18 protein-coding genes and 1 tRNA gene are annotated in these 20,788 nt (G+C 54.2%); 9 read left to right on the top strand and 10 right to left on the bottom strand.

Annotation, left to right across the window (positions count from 1 at the left end):
- Nucleotides 1-737: thiamine pyrophosphate-dependent enzyme (locus CMO10_RS13595; RefSeq protein ID WP_297023121.1), on the top strand; the 737-nt coding region annotated here is incomplete at its 5' end.
- Nucleotides 738-773: 36 nt separating this feature from the next.
- On the opposite strand, the gene CMO10_RS13590 is transcribed toward CMO10_RS13595, so the two are convergent.
- The 4 genes from CMO10_RS13590 to CMO10_RS13575 all read right to left on the bottom strand — a co-directional run bounded on the left by CMO10_RS13590 (nucleotide 774) and on the right by CMO10_RS13575 (nucleotide 2,191).
- Complete coding sequence (locus tag CMO10_RS13590; RefSeq protein WP_297023119.1) at nucleotides 774-1,421, bottom strand: 5'-methylthioadenosine/S-adenosylhomocysteine nucleosidase; 648 nt, start codon at nucleotides 1,419-1,421, stop codon at nucleotides 774-776.
- Between the two features lie 104 nt (nucleotides 1,422-1,525).
- On the bottom strand, nucleotides 1,526-1,684 hold the full coding sequence (locus CMO10_RS13585) for a hypothetical protein (RefSeq protein ID WP_297023116.1): 159 nt from the start codon (nucleotides 1,682-1,684) through the stop codon (nucleotides 1,526-1,528).
- Between the two features lie 39 nt (nucleotides 1,685-1,723).
- Nucleotides 1,724-2,002, bottom strand: a complete 279-nt coding sequence (locus CMO10_RS13580) for a hypothetical protein (protein WP_297023115.1) — start codon at nucleotides 2,000-2,002, stop codon at nucleotides 1,724-1,726.
- A 112-nt stretch (nucleotides 2,003-2,114) separates the two neighbouring features.
- A tRNA-Arg gene (locus tag CMO10_RS13575) sits at nucleotides 2,115-2,191 on the bottom strand.
- A gap of 242 nt (nucleotides 2,192-2,433) precedes the next feature.
- Between CMO10_RS13575 and CMO10_RS13570 the strand changes: the two genes are divergently transcribed.
- Nucleotides 2,434-4,476 carry a hypothetical protein gene (locus CMO10_RS13570; RefSeq protein ID WP_297023112.1) on the top strand — a complete coding sequence of 681 codons (2,043 nt, stop codon included), beginning with the start codon at nucleotides 2,434-2,436 and terminating at the stop codon, nucleotides 4,474-4,476.
- A gap of 16 nt (nucleotides 4,477-4,492) precedes the next feature.
- Here the strand turns inward: CMO10_RS13570 and CMO10_RS13565 are convergent, their stop codons facing one another.
- From CMO10_RS13565 to CMO10_RS13550, 4 genes are all read right to left on the bottom strand, one after another.
- The gene (locus CMO10_RS13565; RefSeq protein ID WP_297023109.1) at nucleotides 4,493-5,116 is read right to left on the bottom strand and encodes a sulfotransferase; all 624 of its coding nucleotides are present in this window, start codon (nucleotides 5,114-5,116) and stop codon (nucleotides 4,493-4,495) included.
- Nucleotides 5,117-5,193: 77 nt separating this feature from the next.
- Nucleotides 5,194-6,930 (bottom strand): adenylate/guanylate cyclase domain-containing protein, encoded by a 1,737-nt coding sequence (locus CMO10_RS13560; RefSeq protein WP_297023106.1) that lies wholly within the window; start codon nucleotides 6,928-6,930, stop codon nucleotides 5,194-5,196.
- Between the two features lie 147 nt (nucleotides 6,931-7,077).
- Nucleotides 7,078-8,058 carry an alpha/beta hydrolase gene (locus CMO10_RS13555; protein WP_297023100.1) on the bottom strand — a complete coding sequence of 327 codons (981 nt, stop codon included), beginning with the start codon at nucleotides 8,056-8,058 and terminating at the stop codon, nucleotides 7,078-7,080.
- A 109-nt stretch (nucleotides 8,059-8,167) separates the two neighbouring features.
- Nucleotides 8,168-9,130, bottom strand: a complete 963-nt coding sequence (locus CMO10_RS13550; protein WP_297023097.1) for an ABC transporter ATP-binding protein — start codon at nucleotides 9,128-9,130, stop codon at nucleotides 8,168-8,170.
- A gap of 195 nt (nucleotides 9,131-9,325) precedes the next feature.
- Here CMO10_RS13550 and CMO10_RS13545 point away from each other — a divergent pair, with 195 nt between their 5' ends.
- From CMO10_RS13545 to CMO10_RS13520, 6 genes are all read left to right on the top strand, one after another.
- Nucleotides 9,326-9,505: a zinc-finger domain-containing protein gene (locus tag CMO10_RS13545; RefSeq protein WP_044829953.1), complete on the top strand. Its 180-nt coding sequence runs from the start codon at nucleotides 9,326-9,328 to the stop codon at nucleotides 9,503-9,505.
- A gap of 160 nt (nucleotides 9,506-9,665) precedes the next feature.
- Nucleotides 9,666-10,883, top strand: a complete 1,218-nt coding sequence (gene trpB / locus CMO10_RS13540; protein ID WP_297023092.1) for a tryptophan synthase subunit beta — start codon at nucleotides 9,666-9,668, stop codon at nucleotides 10,881-10,883.
- Entirely contained in the window at nucleotides 10,880-11,728 is an 849-nt protein-coding gene (gene trpA / locus CMO10_RS13535) for a tryptophan synthase subunit alpha (protein ID WP_297023089.1), read from the top strand. Before trpB ends, trpA begins: the two co-directional genes overlap by 4 nt.
- Before the next feature lie 55 nt (nucleotides 11,729-11,783).
- On the top strand, nucleotides 11,784-12,710 hold the full coding sequence (gene accD, locus CMO10_RS13530; protein WP_044829829.1) for an acetyl-CoA carboxylase, carboxyltransferase subunit beta: 927 nt from the start codon (nucleotides 11,784-11,786) through the stop codon (nucleotides 12,708-12,710).
- 1 nt (nucleotide 12,711) lies between these two features.
- On the top strand, nucleotides 12,712-14,001 hold the full coding sequence (locus CMO10_RS13525; RefSeq protein ID WP_297023083.1) for a bifunctional folylpolyglutamate synthase/dihydrofolate synthase: 1,290 nt from the start codon (nucleotides 12,712-12,714) through the stop codon (nucleotides 13,999-14,001).
- A gap of 130 nt (nucleotides 14,002-14,131) precedes the next feature.
- Nucleotides 14,132-15,784, top strand: a complete 1,653-nt coding sequence (locus CMO10_RS13520) for a methyl-accepting chemotaxis protein (protein WP_297023080.1) — start codon at nucleotides 14,132-14,134, stop codon at nucleotides 15,782-15,784.
- Between the two features lie 174 nt (nucleotides 15,785-15,958).
- Here the strand turns inward: CMO10_RS13520 and CMO10_RS13515 are convergent, their stop codons facing one another.
- Entirely contained in the window at nucleotides 15,959-16,720 is a 762-nt protein-coding gene (locus CMO10_RS13515; protein WP_297023075.1) for a hypothetical protein, read from the bottom strand.
- 302 nt (nucleotides 16,721-17,022) lie between these two features.
- Between CMO10_RS13515 and polA the strand changes: the two genes are divergently transcribed.
- Nucleotides 17,023-19,842, top strand: coding sequence for a DNA polymerase I (gene polA, locus CMO10_RS13510; RefSeq protein WP_297023072.1), 2,820 nt, complete (start codon nucleotides 17,023-17,025; stop codon nucleotides 19,840-19,842).
- Nucleotides 19,843-19,933: 91 nt separating this feature from the next.
- On the opposite strand, the gene dapB is transcribed toward polA, so the two are convergent.
- The gene (gene dapB / locus CMO10_RS13505; RefSeq protein WP_297023069.1) at nucleotides 19,934-20,734 is read right to left on the bottom strand and encodes a 4-hydroxy-tetrahydrodipicolinate reductase; all 801 of its coding nucleotides are present in this window, start codon (nucleotides 20,732-20,734) and stop codon (nucleotides 19,934-19,936) included.
- Nucleotides 20,735-20,788: the final 54 nt, after the last annotated feature.

The following is a 20,788-nucleotide window of genomic DNA, read 5'->3' as shown; positions in this document are numbered from 1 at the left end:
TGGGCCGGGTCTATCGCCCGGATGTCGCCATCAATGCGTCGCAACGCTCCTTCCTGCGCGCCATTGCCATGATGGAGCCGGTGGATGGCCGCGCGCGTGATGAAATGATTGAAACCGCGCACGCCAATTACATCGCCTTTTCCACCCCGGTCGAAACGCCGGGCGATGTCAAAATGGCCCATGTGGTGGCGGAACTGCGCGATAAACTGCCCGATAATGCGATTGTCACCAATGGGGCCGGCAACTATGCCGCCTTCCTGCATCGCTTCTTCCGCTATCGGGAATACCGCACCGAACTGGCCCCGACGTCGGGATCGATGGGTTATGGCCTGCCGGCCTCGGTCTCGGCAAAGCTCGCCCATCCGGATCGCCCGGTGGTCTGTCTTGCAGGTGATGGATGCTTTTTGATGCACGGCCAGGAATTCGCCACCGCCGTGCAATATGGTGCCAATATCATCACGCTGGTCGTCAATAACGGCATGTTTGGCACGATCCGCATGCACCAGGAACGCAACTATCCCGGTCGCGTTTCGGGCACCGAACTGCACAACCCTGATTTCGCCGCCTACGCCAAGGCCTTTGGCGGATATGGCGAAACCGTCACCAAAACCGGGGATTTCGGCCCGGCTTTTGAGCGCGCTGTCGCATCAAACAAACCAGCCATCCTCGAAATCCAGGTCGACCCACAGGCCCTCACCCCGATCAAAACCCTTGATCAGATCCGCGCGGGTACCTGAGAAAAGTCAGTTGTTTCGAAAATGCAATAAGTGAGATCAGCGTTTGGGAATGCTGATCTCGCCGCTTTCAAGTCCGGCCTTGAGCGCATCGACGGCAACGGCCAGTTTTTCATCGACCACATGCAGATAGGCCGTCCAGTCGGAAAGCTTGGAAAGCTCTTCCTTGCCGTCGGAAATGCCGCGCAAACCGATTAGCGGCACCTCAAACTTGTGGCACGCGCGCAGGATGGCAAAGCTTTCCATATCAACCATGTCGGCATCAATCACGTCGTAGGCCGCACCCGACACCACATTAGCCCCGGTCGACAACCGCGCTTCCGGGATGCCTGGAATACGATGCGGCATCGCGATTTCGGCAGGCAACTCGACAAACGGCGTGCAACCCTTCTCAAAACCCAGAACCGACGCATCCATATCGCGATAGGATACCGAAACCGCCTGATAAACTTCGGCCTGCTCAAGTGTCCGCGACCCGGCCGACCCCAAGGTCACCACAAGTTCCGGCAAATCATCCGACAGCTTCAATTCGGTCAGCGCAGCCGTCAGATTAATTGCAGCCTCCACCGGTCCAACCCCGATCATCAAAGGCGTAAACCGCTCCTTGAGGTATTCGCCATACTCCGCCGGTGCCGCCATACAAAACAGCACGTTGTGACCAGACAGGTTGTGAAGGTAGCCGCGCATCTATGATCTTCCAAATTCTTGAAACCGAGAATGACACCTTAAGGGCACGAAAAGATTTTCGCAGCCCCAAATCAAACATCCACCATCACCTAAACCGGATTTGATCAGATGGCTTTCGAACGCTTTGGACCAAAGAGTTTGGCGAGAAAACCAAGTCCCAGCGCAAGCGCAATCAGATCAAGGAATGCCATCGTAATCACCCCGATCACGGCAACACTCGTGTCTTCAAGAAGTGGTTCGAAACACTGATCATTGATTTCCATAAGCAAACCGATAATGAGCAGATAAGCCCCATAGCGTTCTTAGAGCTCATTAAATTCGTGTTCTTTCTCTGCGACCTCTTCGCCATAGGCCCGTTTTGTCAGAAGCCCACGCTCTTCAAGAAAGACCCCGAAACCCACCAGAATGACAGCGATATCTTCTTCGAGCGTTACGTCAGCACCCAGTATGCCTGCTGCAAATGCATAGGACAGGGTTTCGAAATGTGCCCAGCCGGTCATCACGACCATCGCCATGACAACAAAGGTCCAGATTGCCAAAGAAACCGGATGAATGGTGAATAGGAAAAAGAGCTTCGTCATCGTTCCCCCAAAAATGCGACAACTCATTCCAGCCGGCTAACAAACAGGGAAAAACGGTCCCGTCGCAGTTAATCCGACAGCTGAAAACGAGTATAGCAACTTTTGGGAAATTTGGCGCACCCGACAGGATTCGAACCTGTGGCCTTTGCCTTCGGAGGGCAACGCTCTATCCAGCTGAGCTACGGGTGCCTAATAGCGGATTGCGTGATACAGGTTTTGAGGACAGCAAGCAAGAATTTTCAGTGCAGTTTAATAGAGCTGCTTTGCAAGCGGAGTTCAACCGCTCAAAACAAACTCGGGAAGCCCATCAACCTCGCACAGACAGCACTTTGCAAAGATTAAAATTTCCAATCTATAAATTTTTCTCTGCTATCAGTTGAATACAGTCATGCATAATATCGCTTCATATCGGCTTTATAGTGGTTATTCCAATGCAGCAGTCAAACGCCTACGATATCGCCAAATCTCTCATTCAGATGGCCGATCAGTTCTTTGCTGTTCCGGCAGATTTCGAAGCAACCTCTGAGTACTCGACATTACGCACAGAACCTGTTCTGCAAGCTGCGCTTGAACTCGCACCGGATAGTCCGGATATCGCATACGCACTGGCTCGCTTCTACGAGAGCCGGGAAAACATGGCCGCTGCGATCAAAACGCTGACTGATCTACGATTTAGAGGCATCATTGCGGATGCGACCATCCTTCTTGAATGTAAGTTACGTTTGCATATGAGTGATCTTGACGGCGCACTTGATGTGTTCAGACAAGCAAAAGATCAACTAAGCCCAAACTTTTTCCAACCCAAGAACCTTTCTGTGCTGCTAAGAACGTTTGTCGGATCTGAGGCGTTTAAACAACCGTTAGACAAGTATTTCGACAAACTTTTCTTTATTGAACACCTTTTAAGCAAGCCCAATAGCTGGCTGCAGTCGATCGGACCGGCTCTTCAGGAAAGCGTTATGTACGACCTCTTTGCATATATGAAGGCAAAGGTTGAGAGTCAGGGCGCGCGCTTTATCGTTTTTTATAATGACGATGTGCTACGTGTGAAAAATCGTAGCGAAACGGAAAACATGCTTCTTGGCATGAAGCTTTGGCAAAATATGGGGTTCCGTGAAAAGTGGCTAAGAGGCTGCCCGCCGCATATTGAAGAACATTATAAAGACATCCCGCATTTCTCTACTGAGTATCTCGGTCAGGTTTTTGATGGCCCGCAAAGTCACATCCAATCAACGCGGCTTGTTCTTCAGGACATGGAATCTTCTTACATCAATGTAAGCCAAGGCTGCCGCCATACGGTGGGACAACCCAAGAACGCAGATAATCGGGTCATGCTATTTGGTGCATCAGATGTTTTTGGATATGGCTCAGAAGATGGCCACACAATTTCCAGCCACCTGCAAAGCTATCTTACCCAAAAATCCGGTAAAGGCGGAGATAAGACATTCAAAGTTGAGAACCATGGACTGCGTGGATCAACCGTTCTTGTCTGGTTCAACAATATCCTTCACCAGCATCTGGTAAAAGATGATGTTGTAATTGTTTGGTCGACATTTGAATTACCTGAAGAGTTCGTTTCAAAGTCTGGAATTGAGTACGAACACATCAATCTCAGTCGACCACACGATCATGGCGAACTATTCATTGACCATTCCCACGTCGGCCCGCGTGGCAACAAACTTTTCGGCGAACGGATTGCTCAAAGACTTTCTAAGCCTGCTGCCACAACACAGCCCGATGCTGCCCCAATAACGGCGGAGCAATACGCACGTGCTCACAATGCCCTTGGTCTGCAAAAATACACTTTGTACCGGACATTTAGCAAAATGTTCGAATCACAAGGTCTCGATACATATTTGTCGTATCTTGATGAAGTGCAGGTCCCCGGACACAAAAAATACGGCAGCGTGGCTGTAAATTGTAACCCGTTTACACTCGGCCATTTGCACTTGCTTGAATATGCGGCAAAGCAAGTTGATTTTCTTTATGTGTTTGTCATTGAGGAGGATATGTCATTCTTCCCATTCAAACACCGCAAAGAGATGGTGCGCAACGGGCTCGCGCATCTCAAGAATGTCAAAGTGATCGACGGAGGGCGTTACATCTGCACTACGGTCACTTTCCCAGAGTACTTTTCTAAAGAAGATAAAAATGATGTACCTGCAGATGCCTCGGTAGAAGCCTGGTTTTTCTGCGAATACATCGCCCCACGCCTCGGCATAACCGAGATCTTTCTGGGGGATGAGCCAAAGTGCCAACTCACCAAAAAATACAATGCAAAAATGGCTGAAATACTTCCAACCTTCGGGATTGGGGGGGATATTATTCCAAGAATTTCAAACGGAAATCAGGTCATTAGCGCATCTAGCGTACGTGCCTTCCTCAAAGAAGGTGATTTTGAATCCATTGGACAAATCACCCCGGAAACAACGCTGGAGTTTCTTAAGAAGCACTATGCACCACAGACCGCCTAATGCGTAACTACACAAGTCAAACCTTCGGGTTTGACTTGTGTATATGTATGTCATCATCGTGCTGGAATGAAAGCCCCCAGAACGCAGCAAGCTTCTTATACTTTTCTTTGTCATAAAGGTCGGCACAGAAGAAGCGCTTTGGATCTTTATCTTCAAAAAATGCGCGGATCTGAAGGCGATGGTTCATGAATGCGCGACGGTAAACTTCTTTCCGTGAAGCTAAATCAAGTCTCGCAGGCAACCCTCGATCTACCAAACCGTAATAGTCTTCAAGGCAATTGTAGACAGTTGCGTGACGTTTTGCATTCCCTGGGTTTGCTCCTTTTGAATGGCTTATCATAGAGTCAAACCAGTCTTCAAAAGGTCGATCAAAGTAAACAAAATACGAATTGGGCACAGCCCAGTAGAGGTATTTCACCAAGTTTACGTGTGACCAGGGACCATCCTCGAAAATCTCGCCGTTTTTAAATTCTTCGCTCTCCAAAATGGCCGGAAAATTCCCGTCAATCGATAGTTGCGGCCAATTTTTCGCATGAGATACAGACCAACTAACAGCCTTATAACCGTTATTGGCAAAAAACTGCCCAAAAGACTTGGTTCCTGTTCTTTGCAGAGAAACATAAAAAATCTTGTCAGACATAAATTAGCGGCCCCAAGAACTTAAAAAAAACACAAGACTGTTTACAGCTTGAGTATCAAGAAAAACGAAATCTAACCTTAACTTTCAACATCGCGGCGTTCATAAGGATCACGAACCACCCATGTACCGTTCCATTCGCGGTCTTGCTCGCGCCTCTCAAGGCGTTCCATGCGGTTCATCATCAGCTGGGCGGCGAAGTCGCTGTCATCAAATTCGATAACTTCTTCATAAAGCGGGCGGGCGACATCGAAATTGCCGTCACGGTAATGCGCCATGGCGGTTTCGTATTTGCTGCGCCATTCGCGCCGTTCATCGGAAAGCTGTCCGCCGGGGGCGAGGACTTCATACAGGAAGACGACCTTTTCAGTACCCAGCAGCACGACATGGTCAAGATCGCGCATTTCCACTTCGCCCGACGCCATATTGGCAGTTTCGTGCGATGCCAGAATTTGCGTGCCATAGACCCGGTTGGCCTTTTCAAGGCGGTTGGCATAGTTCACGCAATCGCCGACCACGGTATAGGCGCGGGACTTGTCTGTGCCGATGGAGCCGACAACCACCTCGCCGGTCGCGATACCCACGCGGATTTCAAGGCCGTGATCGCCGATCAGATCGGCATATTTCGTTTTAAGCGCGTTAAAGCGTGCAACCTGCTCAAGGGCGGCCTGACAGGCATGTTTGGCATGTGCGCCTTCGCCACAAAACGGCGGCCCCCAGAAACCGATGACGCGGTCACCAACGAAATTGTCGATAATGCCACTTTGATTGGCGATCGGTTCGGTCATCGCGGTGAGATAATCATTGAGGAAATCGACAAGCTTTTCCGGCGGTGTATGTTCGGCCAGCCAGTCAAACCCGGTCAGGTTCACGACACTGACCGTCATCACGCGCTTTTCGGAGTTCTCAAGCGCGGTTTCCTGATTGATAAGATTATTGATGACTTTCGGATCGACATATTTGCCAAACCGCTCGCGCATCCGAAAACGTACACGTAGTTCACGGGTCATGCGGTTAAAGGCTTCGCCCAAGCGGCCAAAATCACCCTTGGAACTGAATTCAAGCTTGGTATCGAGCTTGCCCGATTGAATGGCATTAAGCGCGTTTGTGGTTTTGCGCACGGCAACCACCACCGCATGCGCCATGTAATAGGCCAACGAAATACCGATAATGACGGCGGCCAGCATCATGATGAATTCGGCCTGGATCAGGAAATCTTCACGTTTGGAGACGTTTTCCACCGTCTGGGCGGCGTAATCTTCAAGAAGGCGGATTTCATTGCGCAGGTTAAGCACGATAATCCGGTGCAATCCGCGCACGGTTTTTTCCTGCGCCCCGGCATCGGGAAGGTTGCCCGCCCGGACCTGATCAAGCAGCCGTTCAACACCCAGCGAAAACTGCGCGGATACATCGGCGAATTCGCGCATGCGGACATCAAGATCAAGCAGCACACCCTCTTCAAAGTGACCGGATGCCTGCGCCCGACCAAGGGCGGCAAAGGTAAAGGATTTGCGGAAGGCCTGTTCGATCTGGGTCTGTTTGGCCTCAATCTCGATCTCGATACCATTCAGGAGCGATGTCTGCGGCCCGTCGCTTTCGACCACGCGCATATAGCGATCAATCAGCGAAATCTGTTCAAGCTGGCGCGCACGTACGTCGGAAAGCGAATCCTTGACCGGCGTCACATAACGCGACACCGCCTCAAGATCACCATTGATGCCAAGGGACTGGATCACGGAGAACCCGGTGGCCACAACGAGCCACACGACAAAAAAGGCCGCGACACCCAGGAACTTTGCCCGAATGGTCCTTAGCATGCCGGTCCTGATCCTCCGGTTAAGTGATGTTGCACCGTCAATCGCTGCTTGGCATATCGGAACGAAACAGCGGTTCGACAACCCGCATAATGCATTGCAACTCTTTAAAAAAGGCTACCTGATCACGGTTTGTGGGTCAAAATGCAATCATTTGATTGTGCAGGAATAATTTTGATCGGTTTTGCCGCCTATCACCCGGCGCCGGATATCCTCGATCACCACCGGCCCGTTCAGATCGCGCAGAAGCATGTGATAACCCGCCGGATAAAGGCAGCGGTCATAGGTCGGCAGATTGCCCGCAGATAACACCTCATCAAGGGCTGTAACCGCCTCGGGCGGAATGACCTGATCCTGTTCACCCGACAGCAAAAGGGTCGGCACGGTAATATCACCGGCCCGAAGGCGCGCCAGATCCATGATATCGGCAACCCCGGCAATCAGATCCACACGCACTGATGACATCATGTATGGATCACGCGATAACCTGCGCAGCATTTCGATATTATCCGATGGCCAGATATCAAGCCCCCGCCCGGTCAGCGGCAACCAAGGCAAGCTGTGCGAAATGATCGAAAGCGGCGCTGTCTGATACCACGGCATCATATCGCGATTCCAAACGGCTGGTGCCACCAGCACCAAACCATCCATCAAATGCCCACGGGTGGCCGCCGTGATGATCGCCACCGCCCCGCCCATCGAATTGCCCAGAAGATAAACCGGTTTGTCAGGATAGCGCGCCCGCAAAAGAGTCAGAACATCACTGGCATCATTGACCATGCTGGCCGCCCCGGCCCAGAACGGACGCGACGGGCTTCGGCCAAAGCCGCGCTGGTCATAGGCAAAGATCGCAATGCCCTTTGGGCCGATCTGTTCACCCAACTCCATGAAGGCATTGGCGTAATCACCCATCCCGTGCAGGGCAAGGATCACCGCATCGGGATTTTCAAGATCGCCCCAGCTTTGTAGCGGCAGTTCCGTGCCATCAGATGCAACAAAAACATCCGGCCCAAGCACGGTTTGGGCAATCGGCGGCCCCGCCGGGCGAACCGTCGGCGCACAGGCCGCAACCAGCCCGATCAGAACAACGGCAACGAGCGGCTTCAAAAGCATCTGGAGACGGGCAAGCAAGGACACAGGGCACCGGATCAGCACGGGGTGAGGAAAGGCAACTAAAGCCGATAAAACAAAACCCCGCAAGGATTTGCGGGGTTTTGCATGTCATCAGTAACGCGATTGATCAGGCGGCCTTGCCTGCGCGTTCCTTGTTATTGTCACGGGTCAGCTTCAGGAAGATGTCCTCAAGATCACCTTCCTCGGTCGAGAGATCCTTGATCGCAAGGCCACAGCCATGGATCGCCTCAAGGATTTCCGCCATTTGCGTGTTGCTTGGGCGGTACGAAAGCGCGATCTGGTTTTCCGATTTAAGCTCTGCCCCCCAGGGCGAAAGCGCATCAGGAACGGCGTTCAGTTCGTTATTCACGGTCAGAACCAGCGTCTTGTGATCAATCCGGCGCAGCAGACTGCGCTTGTCTTCATGGGCAATGACATTGCCCTGATTGATGATCGCGATCTCGTCACAAAGTTCTTCGGCTTCTTCCAGATAGTGCGTGGTCAGAACGATGGTGACACCAGCGGCGTTCAGCTCCTTGACGTAGGCCCAAAGCTGCTGACGCAATTCGATATCGACACCCGCGGTCGGTTCATCAAGAACCAGAACCGGCGGGGGATGCACCATCGCCTTGCCGACCAGAAGACGGCGACGCATGCCGCCTGAAAGCGACCGGGCATACGAGTCTGCCTTGTCAGACAGGCCGATGGCGGCCAGAATCTCATCCGTGCGGCGTTCGGATTTCGGCACGCCATAGAGGCCCGCCTGCAATTCCATCACCTGACGAGGGGTGAAAAATGCATCAAGGTTCAGTTCCTGCGGCACGATCCCGATGGAGCAGCGGGCGGCCCGCATCTGGGCTTCGATATCGTGGCCCCAGATTTTCGCCGTACCGCTGGTCTTGGTGACCAGACCGGCCAGGATGTTGATAAACGTAGACTTTCCGGCTCCGTTCGGGCCCAGAAGGGCAAAAAACGAGCCGCGCGGGATCTTGAGCGAAACGTTATCAAGCGCACGTTTTTCGCCGTTCGAACCCTTATAGACCTTGGTCAGCCCTTCGACTTCGATGGCATAGTCGGGCATTGCAGTCATATGTCAGTGATCTCCACTCTTTTCCGCGTCGCTTGTTTGCGCTAAGACCATGGGGCGCCATGAGCACGCGGAAGTATTGATTGAATATGCCCAATCGGTATCATTCCCGGGAAACCGGGGTCAATGCTGTCCACAGTGCGTGGCCAATCCCGATGGTCATACAAGCCTGAAAATGGCAAACTTGGAACTGGATATATGAAGATCACCGAAGAAATCAAAGTCGGCACGCTAAATGTTGCCTGTGACGGCGGAAAAGGTCACCTTGGGCACCCGACCGTTTACCTCAATCTTGAGGACAAGGGTGAGGTGGTCTGCCCGTATTGCTCGAAAAAATATATCTTCGACAAATCCCAGGCCGAGCACGCAGCCCACTAATCCAATCTGCACCAATTCGGGTACAGTATGGTGTCAGACCCCGCCGGTCCTTGCGCACTGGCGTTCTGGCAAACCATATAGTGTCACCTGATTTGTACCTGCATTTGTACCTGCCTATGCTGTCGTGAGCGCCATCACGGCCAATCCACGGGGAACTTCCATGACGTCTTCTGCACCTAACAGCTTTCGCGCTCTGCCCGATCCGGACGGACATTTTGGCAATTTCGGTGGACGCTTTGTCGCCGAAACCCTGATGCCGCTGATCCTTGATCTTGAGCAGGCCTACAAGGACGCCAAGGCAGACCCCGCCTTCAAAAAGGAGATGGATTACTATCTCCGTCACTATGTTGGCCGTGAAAACCCGCTTTATTTTGCCGAACGCCTGTCTGATCACCTTGGCGGTGCAAAGATCTATTTCAAGCGCGAGGATCTCAACCATACCGGCGCGCACAAGATCAATAACTGCATCGGCCAGATCCTGCTGGCCAAGCGCATGGGCAAAACCCGTATCATCGCCGAAACCGGCGCCGGTCAGCATGGCGTTGCGACCGCGACCGTCTGCGCACGCTTCGGCCTGCCCTGCACGGTTTATATGGGCTCCAAGGATATCGAACGTCAGTCGCCCAACGTCTTCCGCATGAAGCTGCTGGGGGCCGAGGTCAAACCCGTGGTGTCGGGTTCGAACTCGCTGAAAGATGCGATGAACGAGGCACTGCGTGACTGGGTCACCAACGTTGAAGATACCTTCTACATCATTGGTACGGCAGCTGGCCCGCACCCCTATCCGGAATTGGTACGTGATTTCCAGTCGGTGATTGGCAACGAAGCGCGCGAACAGATCATGGAAGCCGAAGGCCGCCTGCCCGATCAGGTTGTTGCTGCTGTTGGCGGCGGATCAAACGCGATTGGCCTGTTCCATCCGTTCCTGGATGACAAGGGTGTTGAAGTTGTCGGTGTCGAGGCCGCCGGTCATGGCGTTCATACCGGCAACCATGCTGCCAGCCTGTCGGCCGGTCGCCCGGGCGTTCTGCATGGCAACCGTACTTATCTGCTGATGGATGATGACGGCCAGATCAAGGAAGCCGATTCGATTTCGGCCGGTCTTGATTATCCGGGCATCGGGCCGGAGCATAGTTGGCTTAAGGATATCGGTCGCGCGCGCTACGAGCCGATCACGGACAAGGAGGCGCTTGAGGCCTTCAAACTGTGTTCGGAACTCGAAGGCATCATTCCGGCACTGGAATGCAGCCACGCGATTGCGCAGATCATGAAAGAAGCCCCGAAAATGGGCAAGGACAAGATCATCGTCATGTGCCTGAGTGGCCGGGGTGACAAGGACATCTTTACCGTGGCCGAAGCACTGGGAGTAGAATTGTGAGCGACGCTATCATCGGCGGCCAGGACCGCATCGCCAAACGCTTTGCCAAGCTCAAGGAAGAAGGCCGTGCCGGTCTGGTGACCTTTATCACCGCAGGCGACCCGGACCCGGAAACCTCGTTCGAAATTCTCAAACAGCTGCCTGATGCTGGTGCCGATATCATCGAACTCGGCATGCCGTTCACCGATCCGATGGCCGATGGCCCCGCCATTCAGGAAGCATCGATCCGTGCCCTTGATGCCGGCATGCATATGCGCAAGACGCTTTCGATTGTGCGTGGCTTCCGCGATGAAGACCATGAAACGCCGATCATTCTGATGGGCTATTACAACCCGATCTATATCTATGGCGTTGCCGAATTCCTTGAAGATGCCCGCAATGCAGGCGTTGATGGCCTGATCGTTGTGGACCTGCCGCCGGAAGAAGATCCGGAACTGTGCATTCCGACCGTGGAAAAGGGTCTTTCATTCATTCGCCTGACGACGCCGACCTCGGATGACAAACGTCTTCCGAAACTTGTTCAGAATACCTCGGGCTTTGTTTACTATGTCTCGGTTGCCGGTGTGACCGGTGCCGGTTCGGCCAGCAATGACCAGATTATTGAAGCGATGGGGCGTCTGCGCCGCCACACCGACCTTCCGATTGCGGTGGGCTTTGGCATCAAAACCGCCGAGCAGGCCGCAGACGTTGCCAAGCAGGCAGATGCCGCAGTGGTCGGGTCGGCAATCGTATCAAAAATTGCCGAAAGTCTTGACGAAAACGGCAAGGCCACCGATAAGACCGCCTCTATGGTTACCGGCCTTGTAAGTGAACTTGCAAACGGGGTCCGAAACGCGCGCAAATAGCTGGCGCTGCGTTTGAAAGAACCGATATAGACAGAACCAAGGATCAGTATCCGATATGTCGTGGCTGACTGAATTCGTCCGTCCAAAGATTCAGAAACTTGTTCGCCGCACCGATGTGCCCGAAAATCTCTGGCACAAATGCAAATCCTGCGAACAGATGATCTTCCATCGCGATCTGGCAAAGAACAATCATGTTTGCCAGCATTGCGGTCATCACATGCGGATTTCCGCCAAGGACCGTCTCGAAACCCTGTTTGATGGTGGCAAGTACCAGACCATCGAACTGCCGAATGTTCCGGTCGATCCGCTGAAATTCCGCGATCAGAAGAAATATACCGACCGCCTCAAGGCGGCCCAGGCCAAGGCAACCTTCAAGGATGCGCTGGCTGTGGCCCATGGCGAAGTTGGTGGCCATGCTACCGTTATTGCTGTTTTCGATTTCTCCTTCATGGGTGGATCGATGGGCATCGCGGTTGGCGAAGGCATTGTTGCCGCAGCTGAACTGGCCTGCGTGCAGGATGCGGCCCTGATCGTCGTTCCGGCATCGGGTGGCGCGCGTATGCAGGAAGGCATTCTCAGCCTGATGCAGATGGCCCGCACCACGGCCGCCATCGAAAAGGTCAAGGAAAAGGGCCTGCCCTATTTCGTGCTTCTGACCGATCCGACCACCGGCGGTGTTTCGGCATCCTTTGCCATGCTGGGCGACATCCAGATCGCAGAACCCGGCGCACAGATCGGCTTTGCCGGTCGCCGCGTGATCGAAAGCACCATCCGCGAAAAACTGCCTGATGACTTCCAGACGGCCGAATACCTTCTGGAACATGGCATGGTGGATATGGTCGTGCCACGTTCGGAACTGAACGCGACCTTTGGCCGCCTGATCGATATGATCCGTCGCACCAAACCGGGTGCCGCCGTAGTTCCGATCAAGGACGCCAAGGCCAAGTCGTCCAAGGCCAAAACCCCGAGTGCGGATAAGTAACTTGGCCAAAAGCGACGCAATCCTTGCTCGCCTTGGCAAGCTGCACCCGAAAGTCATCGATCTTTCGCTAGGGCGGATTACCCGGCTTCTTGAGAAGCTTGGCAATCCGCACCTTTCGCTTCCGCCCGTCATTCATATCGCCGGCACCAATGGCAAGGGATCGACCCTTGCCTATCTGCGTGCGATCTATGAGGCAGCCGGCCTTCGGGTGCATTGCTCCACCTCGCCGCATCTGGTGCGTTTCCACGAACGCATCACCCTTGCCGGTCAGATGATTTCCGAAGACGCGCTTTGTGACCTTCTTGAAGAAGTCGAGACGGTCAATGGTGGGGAATCGATTACCTTTTTTGAAATCACCCAGGCTGCTGCGTTCCTCGCATTCTCGCGCGCACCGGCCGATGTGCTGTTGCTTGAAACCGGGCTTGGCGGGCGTGTCGATGCGTCCAACGTCATTGATAAACCTGCAGCAACCGTGATCACACCGATCTCGCTCGATCATCAGGGCTTCCTCGGCGATACAATCGCCAAGATCGCGTTTGAGAAGGCCGGGATCATGAAAACCGGGGTTCCGTGCATCACCGCCCCGCAAAGTCTTGAGGCGTTTAACACGCTGGCCTGTCACGCCAACCGTATTTCGGCCCCGATCTTCAATGATTTCGAGGTTACCGAGGAACGCGAGGACGGCTTTGCCATTCGTATTGGCACCGATCAGATCGATTTGCCGCATCCGGCCCTGCCCGGACGTCATCAATATACCAACGCCGCCACGGCGATTGCGACGGTGTGCAAGGCGCGCATTCCCGGCTGTGACGGCATGGATACCAAGATCCTTGCCCGCGGCCTTGAAACAGCAAGCTGGCCTGCGCGGTTGCAAAAACTGACTTCCGGGCCGCTTTGCGCTGCCCTGCCGGATGGTTGCGATCTGATTTTGGATGGCGGCCACAACATTGCCGCCGCCGAAGCCATTGCCGATTGGCTATCGCGCCAGCCTGCCGGTGACACGGTTGTCATCATGGGCATGCTCGATAACCGCGATGCCGAGGCTTTTCTCAAGCCACTAGCACCCCACATCAAAGCCTTTGCCGGTGTGCCGATCCCCGGCGAGCATCAGGCCCACCTGCCTGAAACCCTGCGCGATGCCGCGATTGCGTCCGGAATTACCCCGGCCTTTTCCTGTGACGGGTTCGAAGCGGCCATTACCCCGCTTCTGGATGCCTGCCCGCGACCCAAACGCGTGCTGATTCTCGGCTCGCTTTATCTTGCGGGTCTGGTTCTGGACAATCATTCCTGAATTATCCTACAGTTTGGATTGATACTATCCTTTAACTGTAACAACCTCCCCATTCGGGGAGTGCAATCACTCAACTAAAACAATATATCAGTCGGTACAAATTCAAACCGACGCACAGGGAACGCCAAGAATGTCTACTCTTGCCAAATCAAGCGGGCGCACTGATGTGCCATCCGGCTCGGTCGCAGTTATTTCTGCGTCATTGCCTCTGACCTTCAAATCCAACGTTGAAAAGGCGCTTGCTGCAGTTGTCAGCGACTTTTCCGGGCGGTTTAGTATCAACGAAGACAGTCAGGAACTGCTTCCCTACTGGATGTCCGTTCTTGGCTATGACAGCGAGTTTGCTCAAAGCCCGGCGGTCGATCGCCTTGCTGCGACTTTCTTCAAGTCCGAGATGGACGGCAGTGATATCGCCAACGTCTATGCCGCAGCACTTGAGAAAGTCACGGCAATCCTTCTTGCCGGATCACGCTGGAAGCCTGGTCAGGCAGCAGCCATGATCAATGCATCGCAAACGGCATTTCTGCAGTCACAGGAAGTTCTCACGCATGCGCTGTGTCAGCAGCGTTTCGCCGAAATTCAAAACAGCGCAAGCAACAAGTTTGCCGACGAGATGCTTGATCAGAACGTCGATCTATCGATGTCGATCAACGAAGTGGCTGTGATTAACTCAACCCTGATGAAAGAAATGGCCGACATTGACGGTCAGGCCCAGTCAATCGCAGCCGCTGTTGAAGAAATGGCGACCGGCATTACAACCATCAGCGAGAATTCCCGCGAGATCGCCGAAAAGTCGCAAAGCGCGCGCAACACCGCGCAAGGCGGGGCAGATACCATCTCAAACACGGCGGAAAACATGCGCCGGGTGGCCCATGCGGTTAATGACGCGACCAAACGCGTAGAATCGCTTGCCGAGACCTCTGAAAAGATCGGCGCGATGGTCGAAACCATTGAAAATATTGCATCCCAAACCAACCTGCTTGCACTTAACGCCACGATTGAGGCCGCGCGTGCCGGTGAAGCTGGCAAGGGGTTTGCCGTGGTTGCCGGTGAAGTGAAAAACCTTTCAAGCCAAACAGCCAAAGCCACGGTCGATATTCGCGACAATATCGTCATGCTGCGCGAAGAAATCGGCGGCATTGTCGAAGCAATGCGCACTGGCGCCGAGGCTGTTGAGGCTGGCGATGCCTCAATGAACGAGGCCGTCGGCTCGATGAACGACATTGGCGACATGGTTTCAGACGTCACGGACCGTATGGGCGACATCGCGGCCATTCTCGAACAGCAGGAACAGGTCGCAGCAGAAGTTTCAGACCGTGTGGCAAATATCGCCGCCGATACGGCCGATAACGTCAAACGCATCGAAACCAGCATCAGTGCGACGGACTCTGTCGTCACCAAGGTTGGTCAGCAAATTGGTGCCTTGGCCGAGTTCGACATTCCCAAGAAGGCCATTCGCATTGCCAAGTCTGACCACGTTATCTGGAAGAAACGTCTGGCAGACATGCTCGCCGGTCGTCAGGCCCTTTATGCCGACGAATTGGCAAGTCATATGAGCTGCCGATTGGGCAAATGGTACTACAGCCCCGAGGGCAAGGCGCTTGCCGGTTCTGCGGCCTATAAGGAAATCGAAGGTCCGCACAAGATCGTGCATGAATGCGGGATCGAGGCCGTCAAACGCTATAACGACGGGGATGTCGAAGGTGCACTGGAACTTTATGGCAAGGTTGAAAGCGCCTCGCGTGAAGTCGTTCGACTGCTCGATGCCTTGGTGAAAAGCTGATTGAAGAAGATATCATAAAACACTGATATATCTTCGCTTTCAAAATCCGGATCATCATCTGCGATAAGGGCGGATCACATTTCCCGTCCCTTTCGCAGGTGATTATCCATAAATCCTAATATTTGGCATTATGGATATTCCGCAAGCTGTTGAAATCATAGTTGAACAGTACGGTCAGACGTCAGGCAATTCGATCTTGCGGCGTGCGGTGCCATTTGTCGACCCGTCAGCGCCATCCGTGCTGCGCAGGCGCAGGTTGCCTGCCTTGTGCACGCGGCGGCGATCGCCCTGAACCGGGGGTGGCAGGCCTCTTCCGCCCTTGCCCGCTGCATCATTTTTGGTCAGGCCGGGATCGCCGTTTTTCGCGGCCTCGCGCTTGACCTTGCGGCCGGTAATCCAGGTATAGCCCAGCACATAAAGCAGAAATCCGCCCACACCCACAGTCAGGGTCAGGAACTGCAGAACCGGCAGGAAACTGCCAAATATCTGGCCGCCGCCATAGATCATGAAGATGCAAAGGGCAGCCACTGGTGCCAGTGCCAAGAAGAAGATCCCACGCACCCTGTGGCGGATCGGGCCGTAATGCATCAGCATCGCATAGAACAGATACATCAGCGCGACAAACACCACGAGTTTGATCAGCAAGATGAAATGATCAAAGTTGGCAAGGCGTTGATTGCGTTCGTAAATACCGAAAACCACAAACAGGCCATGGACGATCAGGCCAAAACTGCCAAAGGTCAGAATAAAGCGCAGCCATACATTGACGCTAAAAAAGCTGCGCCATCCTGAACCGTTCGCCTTGCGACGGTCTTTCTGCTTTTTGCGTTTCCGACTGGCGAGCTTCATGTCATCTGAAAGCTCACGCGCCGGACCTGCAGTTTCCACGCCGATGCCTTTTGGCAAAAATTCCGGCTTGCTTGTTTTCCGGGCCACGAACCCGCTCTCCCATGTCCCTTGGGATGAAGTTACCCGCTACAATAGCAACCCCGGAGCAGGCTGATAAGCACAAAGAAGAATGATGCTAAAAAACCCGGGAAATGAGGGCCTTACCCTTCATGTTTCGAATTCGAAACAATACAGGAAGCAGGCTTTGATTTGCCCGGCAATCACATGGACATTTCTGTCAGGAGGCTTGGCTGTTTTTGCCCGAAATCCTCAGGCGGCACTCGACTTCATGGCCCGGATCGGGCATTCTTCGGGCCAATCATTTCAAAGCATAAAAGAGCACGAAACGCATGACAGATTCCGCCCCGTCCAGCACCGGTTCGTCCGCCGACAAATCCCCGCGTCGCGTCGTTCTGGTTGACGGTTCCGGCTTTATTTTCCGCGCTTTCCACGCCCTGCCGCCGATGACGAGCCCCGATGGCACGCCGGTGAATGCGGTTTATGGCTTCTGCACCATGTTGATGAAGCTGCGCGAAGATACCAAACCCGACCATATGGCGGTGATCTTTGACACAAAGGGCAAGTCGTTCCGAAACGATTTTTACCCGGAATACAAGGCACACCGGCCGCCGCCCCCCGAAGAACTGGTCCCGCAATTCGGCCTGATCCGCGATGCGACGCGGGCCTTTAACCTGCCGTCGATCGAACTTGAAGGCTACGAGGCCGACGATCTGATCGCGACCTATGCCCGCCAGGCCGAGGCCGAAGGTTCTGACGTGATTATCGTGTCTTCGGACAAGGACCTCATGCAGCTTGTCACCGATCGGGTGCAAATGTTTGATGCGATGAAGAATCGCACCATCGGGACTGCCGAAGTGCTTGAGAAATTCGGCGTCAGCCCGGACAAGGTCATTGATATTCAGGCGCTTGCTGGTGATTCCGTTGATAACGTACCGGGTGTGCCCGGGATTGGCGTTAAAACCGCCGCCCAACTGATTGATGAATATGGCGATCTTGATTCTCTACTGGAGCGCGCTGGGGAAATCAAACAGCCCAAGCGCCGCGAGAAACTGATCGAGAATGCCGAACTTGCCCGCGTTTCGCGCGATCTGGTGACGCTCAAAACCGATGTGCCGGTGGTCGAACCGCTGGGCGACTTCGAATTGCGCGAACCCGATCCGGAAGTTCTTTTAAGCTTCATCGCAAGTCACGGCTTTAAATCATTGCTTTCTAAAGTAAAGTCGAAATTCGGCGGTGATGTTGAATTTGAAAGCCCTACGGCCGCCGGCATTGGCGTTAATGATATCAAGGTCGAAAAGGCCGAATATGAACTGGTGCAGGATGAAGATCGTCTAAAGCACTGGATTTCCGAAGCAGAATACCTTGGAACAGTTGCGGTCGATACCGAAACCACATCGCTTGATGCCCATACGGCCAAACTGGTCGGCGTTTCGCTGTCGACCGAGCCCGGCAATGGCTGCTACATCCCGCTCGGTCATGTCAGCGGCGAAGCACAGGGCGGATTTGACTTTGGCGATAACCCCGCAGAAAGCAAGGACGCACCCAAGCAGATCAAGCTTGAACGCGCGATCGAGCTACTCAAGCCGCTGCTTGAAGATCCGGGCGTGCTCAAGGTCGGTCAGAACCTTAAATACGATATGATCGTTCTGGCCCGTCACGGCATCAAGGTCGCGCCGATGGATGACACCATGGTGCTGTCCTATGTGCTTGATGGCACCAGCCACGGGCACGGCATGGATGAACTGGCCGAGCTGCATCTTGATTACAAACCGATTTCCTTTAAGGACGTCTGCGGCAGCGGCAAGACCCAGATCACCTTTGATCAGGTCCCGCTCGACAAGGCGCTGGATTACGCGGCCGAGGATGCCGATATCACGCTGCGCCTGCACCGGTTGCTCAAGCCCCGCATCGCCCAAGAACATATGGCCAGCGTCTATGAGACGCTTGATCGCCCGCTGGTCCCGGTTCTGGCCGAAATGGAAGGGCTTGGCGTCAAGGTCGATGCCGAAATCCTTAAAACCCTGTCTGATGATTTCGCCAAACGCATGGCCGCCCTTGAAGAAACCATTCACGAAATGGCGGGCGAGCCGTTCAATCTTGGCAGTCCCAAGCAGCTGGGCGAGATCCTGTTTGATAAAATGAGCCTGCCGGGCGGGAAAAAAACCAAAACCGGCGCCTGGCAGACCGGGGCGGATGTGCTTGAAGCGCTCGCCGCCCAGGGTCATGACCTGCCGGCCAAGCTTCTGGAATGGCGTCAGCTTTCCAAGCTGAAAAGCACCTACACAGATGCTCTGGCTCATCACATCAATCCCAATACCGGGCGTGTGCACACCAGCTACGGTCAGACCAACGTCAATACCGGGCGTTTGTCATCCAATGACCCGAACCTGCAAAACATCCCGATCCGAAGCGAGGAAGGCCGCAAGATCCGCACCGCCTTTGTCGCCGAGCCGGGTTACAAGCTTATTTCTGCCGACTATTCGCAGATCGAACTGCGCCTTCTGGCCCACGTCGCCGAAATCGAAGCACTTCGCGATGCCTTTAAAAACGGCGAGGATATCCACGCCGCGACCGCATCAAAGGTCTTTGGCGTCCCGATCGAGGGCATGGACCCGATGGTCCGCCGCAAGGCCAAGGCGATCAACTTCGGCATCATTTACGGCATCTCGGCCTTTGGTCTGGCCAATCAGCTTGGCATTGCCCAGAAGGAAGCCAAGGAATTCATCGAAGCCTATTTCGAGATTTATCCGGGCATCCGCGACTACATGGATGAGGCCAAGGAATTCGCCAAAAAGCACGGCTTTGTCCGCACCCTGTTTGGCCGCCATATCCATATCAGCGGCATCAATGACAAGAACGGCATGCGCCGAAGCTTTGGCGAACGTGCTGCCATCAACGCGCCCATTCAGGGCGGGGCTGCCGACATCATCAAACGCGCGATGATCGCGGTGCCCGGTGCCTTGCTTGATGCCGGGCTCAAGACCCGCATGCTGCTTCAGGTCCACGATGAATTGATCTTTGAAGCCCCGGAAGACGAAACCGAAAAGGCGATCAAAACCATCCGCGAGGTCATGGAAAACGCGGCCCATCTGTCGGTACCGCTTATTGCGGACGCTGGCATTGGCGATAGCTGGGCCGACGCCCACTAGTCCGGGTACCTAAAACCACAAAAAAAGACCCCGCTGCAGATCATTGCAGCGGGGTCTTTTCGTATCAGTTCAGCTTAAGCGTGCTAAACGCTTAGAGTCCCAGTACTTCACGCATGGAATAAAGCCCCGGCGCCTTCCCTTCGGCCCATTTCGCCGCACGAACCGCACCCTTGGCGAAGACTTCGCGTGAGGATGCCTTGTGGGTGATCTCGATCCGCTCGCCCTCGCAGGCAAAGACCACCGTGTGATCGCCGACAACATCGCCACCGCGAAGGGTCGCAAAGCCGATGGTGCCGTCTTCGCGTGCACCGGTATGACCATCACGCGATCGGACGGAAACTTCATCAAGGTTCACACCACGGCCCTTGGCAGCGGCTTCACCCAGACCGAGTGCTGTACCCGACGGCGCATCGACCTTGTGTTTGTGGTGCATTTCAACGATTTCGATGTCTGCGACATCCTTATCAAGGATGCTTGCCACCTTCTCGACCAGCGCAAAGGCAAGGTTTACACCGACACTCATATTCGGGGCAAAAATGATCGGGGCCTTTTGGGCTGCGACTTTCAGCTCGTCCTTCTGATCATTGGAAAGGCCGGTGGTGCCGATCACAAGGATGGTTCCGGTTTCTGCGGCCAGTTTCGCGTGCTTCATGGTCGCAGCCGGGGCGGTGAAATCAATCACCGCATCAACCGCTTCAAACAGCGCCTTGGGATCGTCACCGACGACAACGCCGCTTTCTTCAAGACCGGCGATCAGGGTGACGTCCTTGCCGATGAACGGGCTTCCGGGCAGGTCGGTGCCGCCACCAACTTCACAGCCCTTGGTCTTGGCGGTTTCATTCACCAGCATCCGCCCCATACGGCCAGCACATCCAACAATCCCGATCTTCATTTCCGGTCTCCTCCGGGCAAGCAAATTCATACGTGCGTTTGCTTTAGCACATGC

The organism is Thalassospira sp., from assembly GCF_002709775.1.
GTDB lineage: Bacteria > Pseudomonadota > Alphaproteobacteria > Rhodospirillales > Thalassospiraceae > Thalassospira.
Note: the sequence above shows the minus strand (reverse complement) of the source record. Positions and strands in the feature narration are given on the sequence as shown.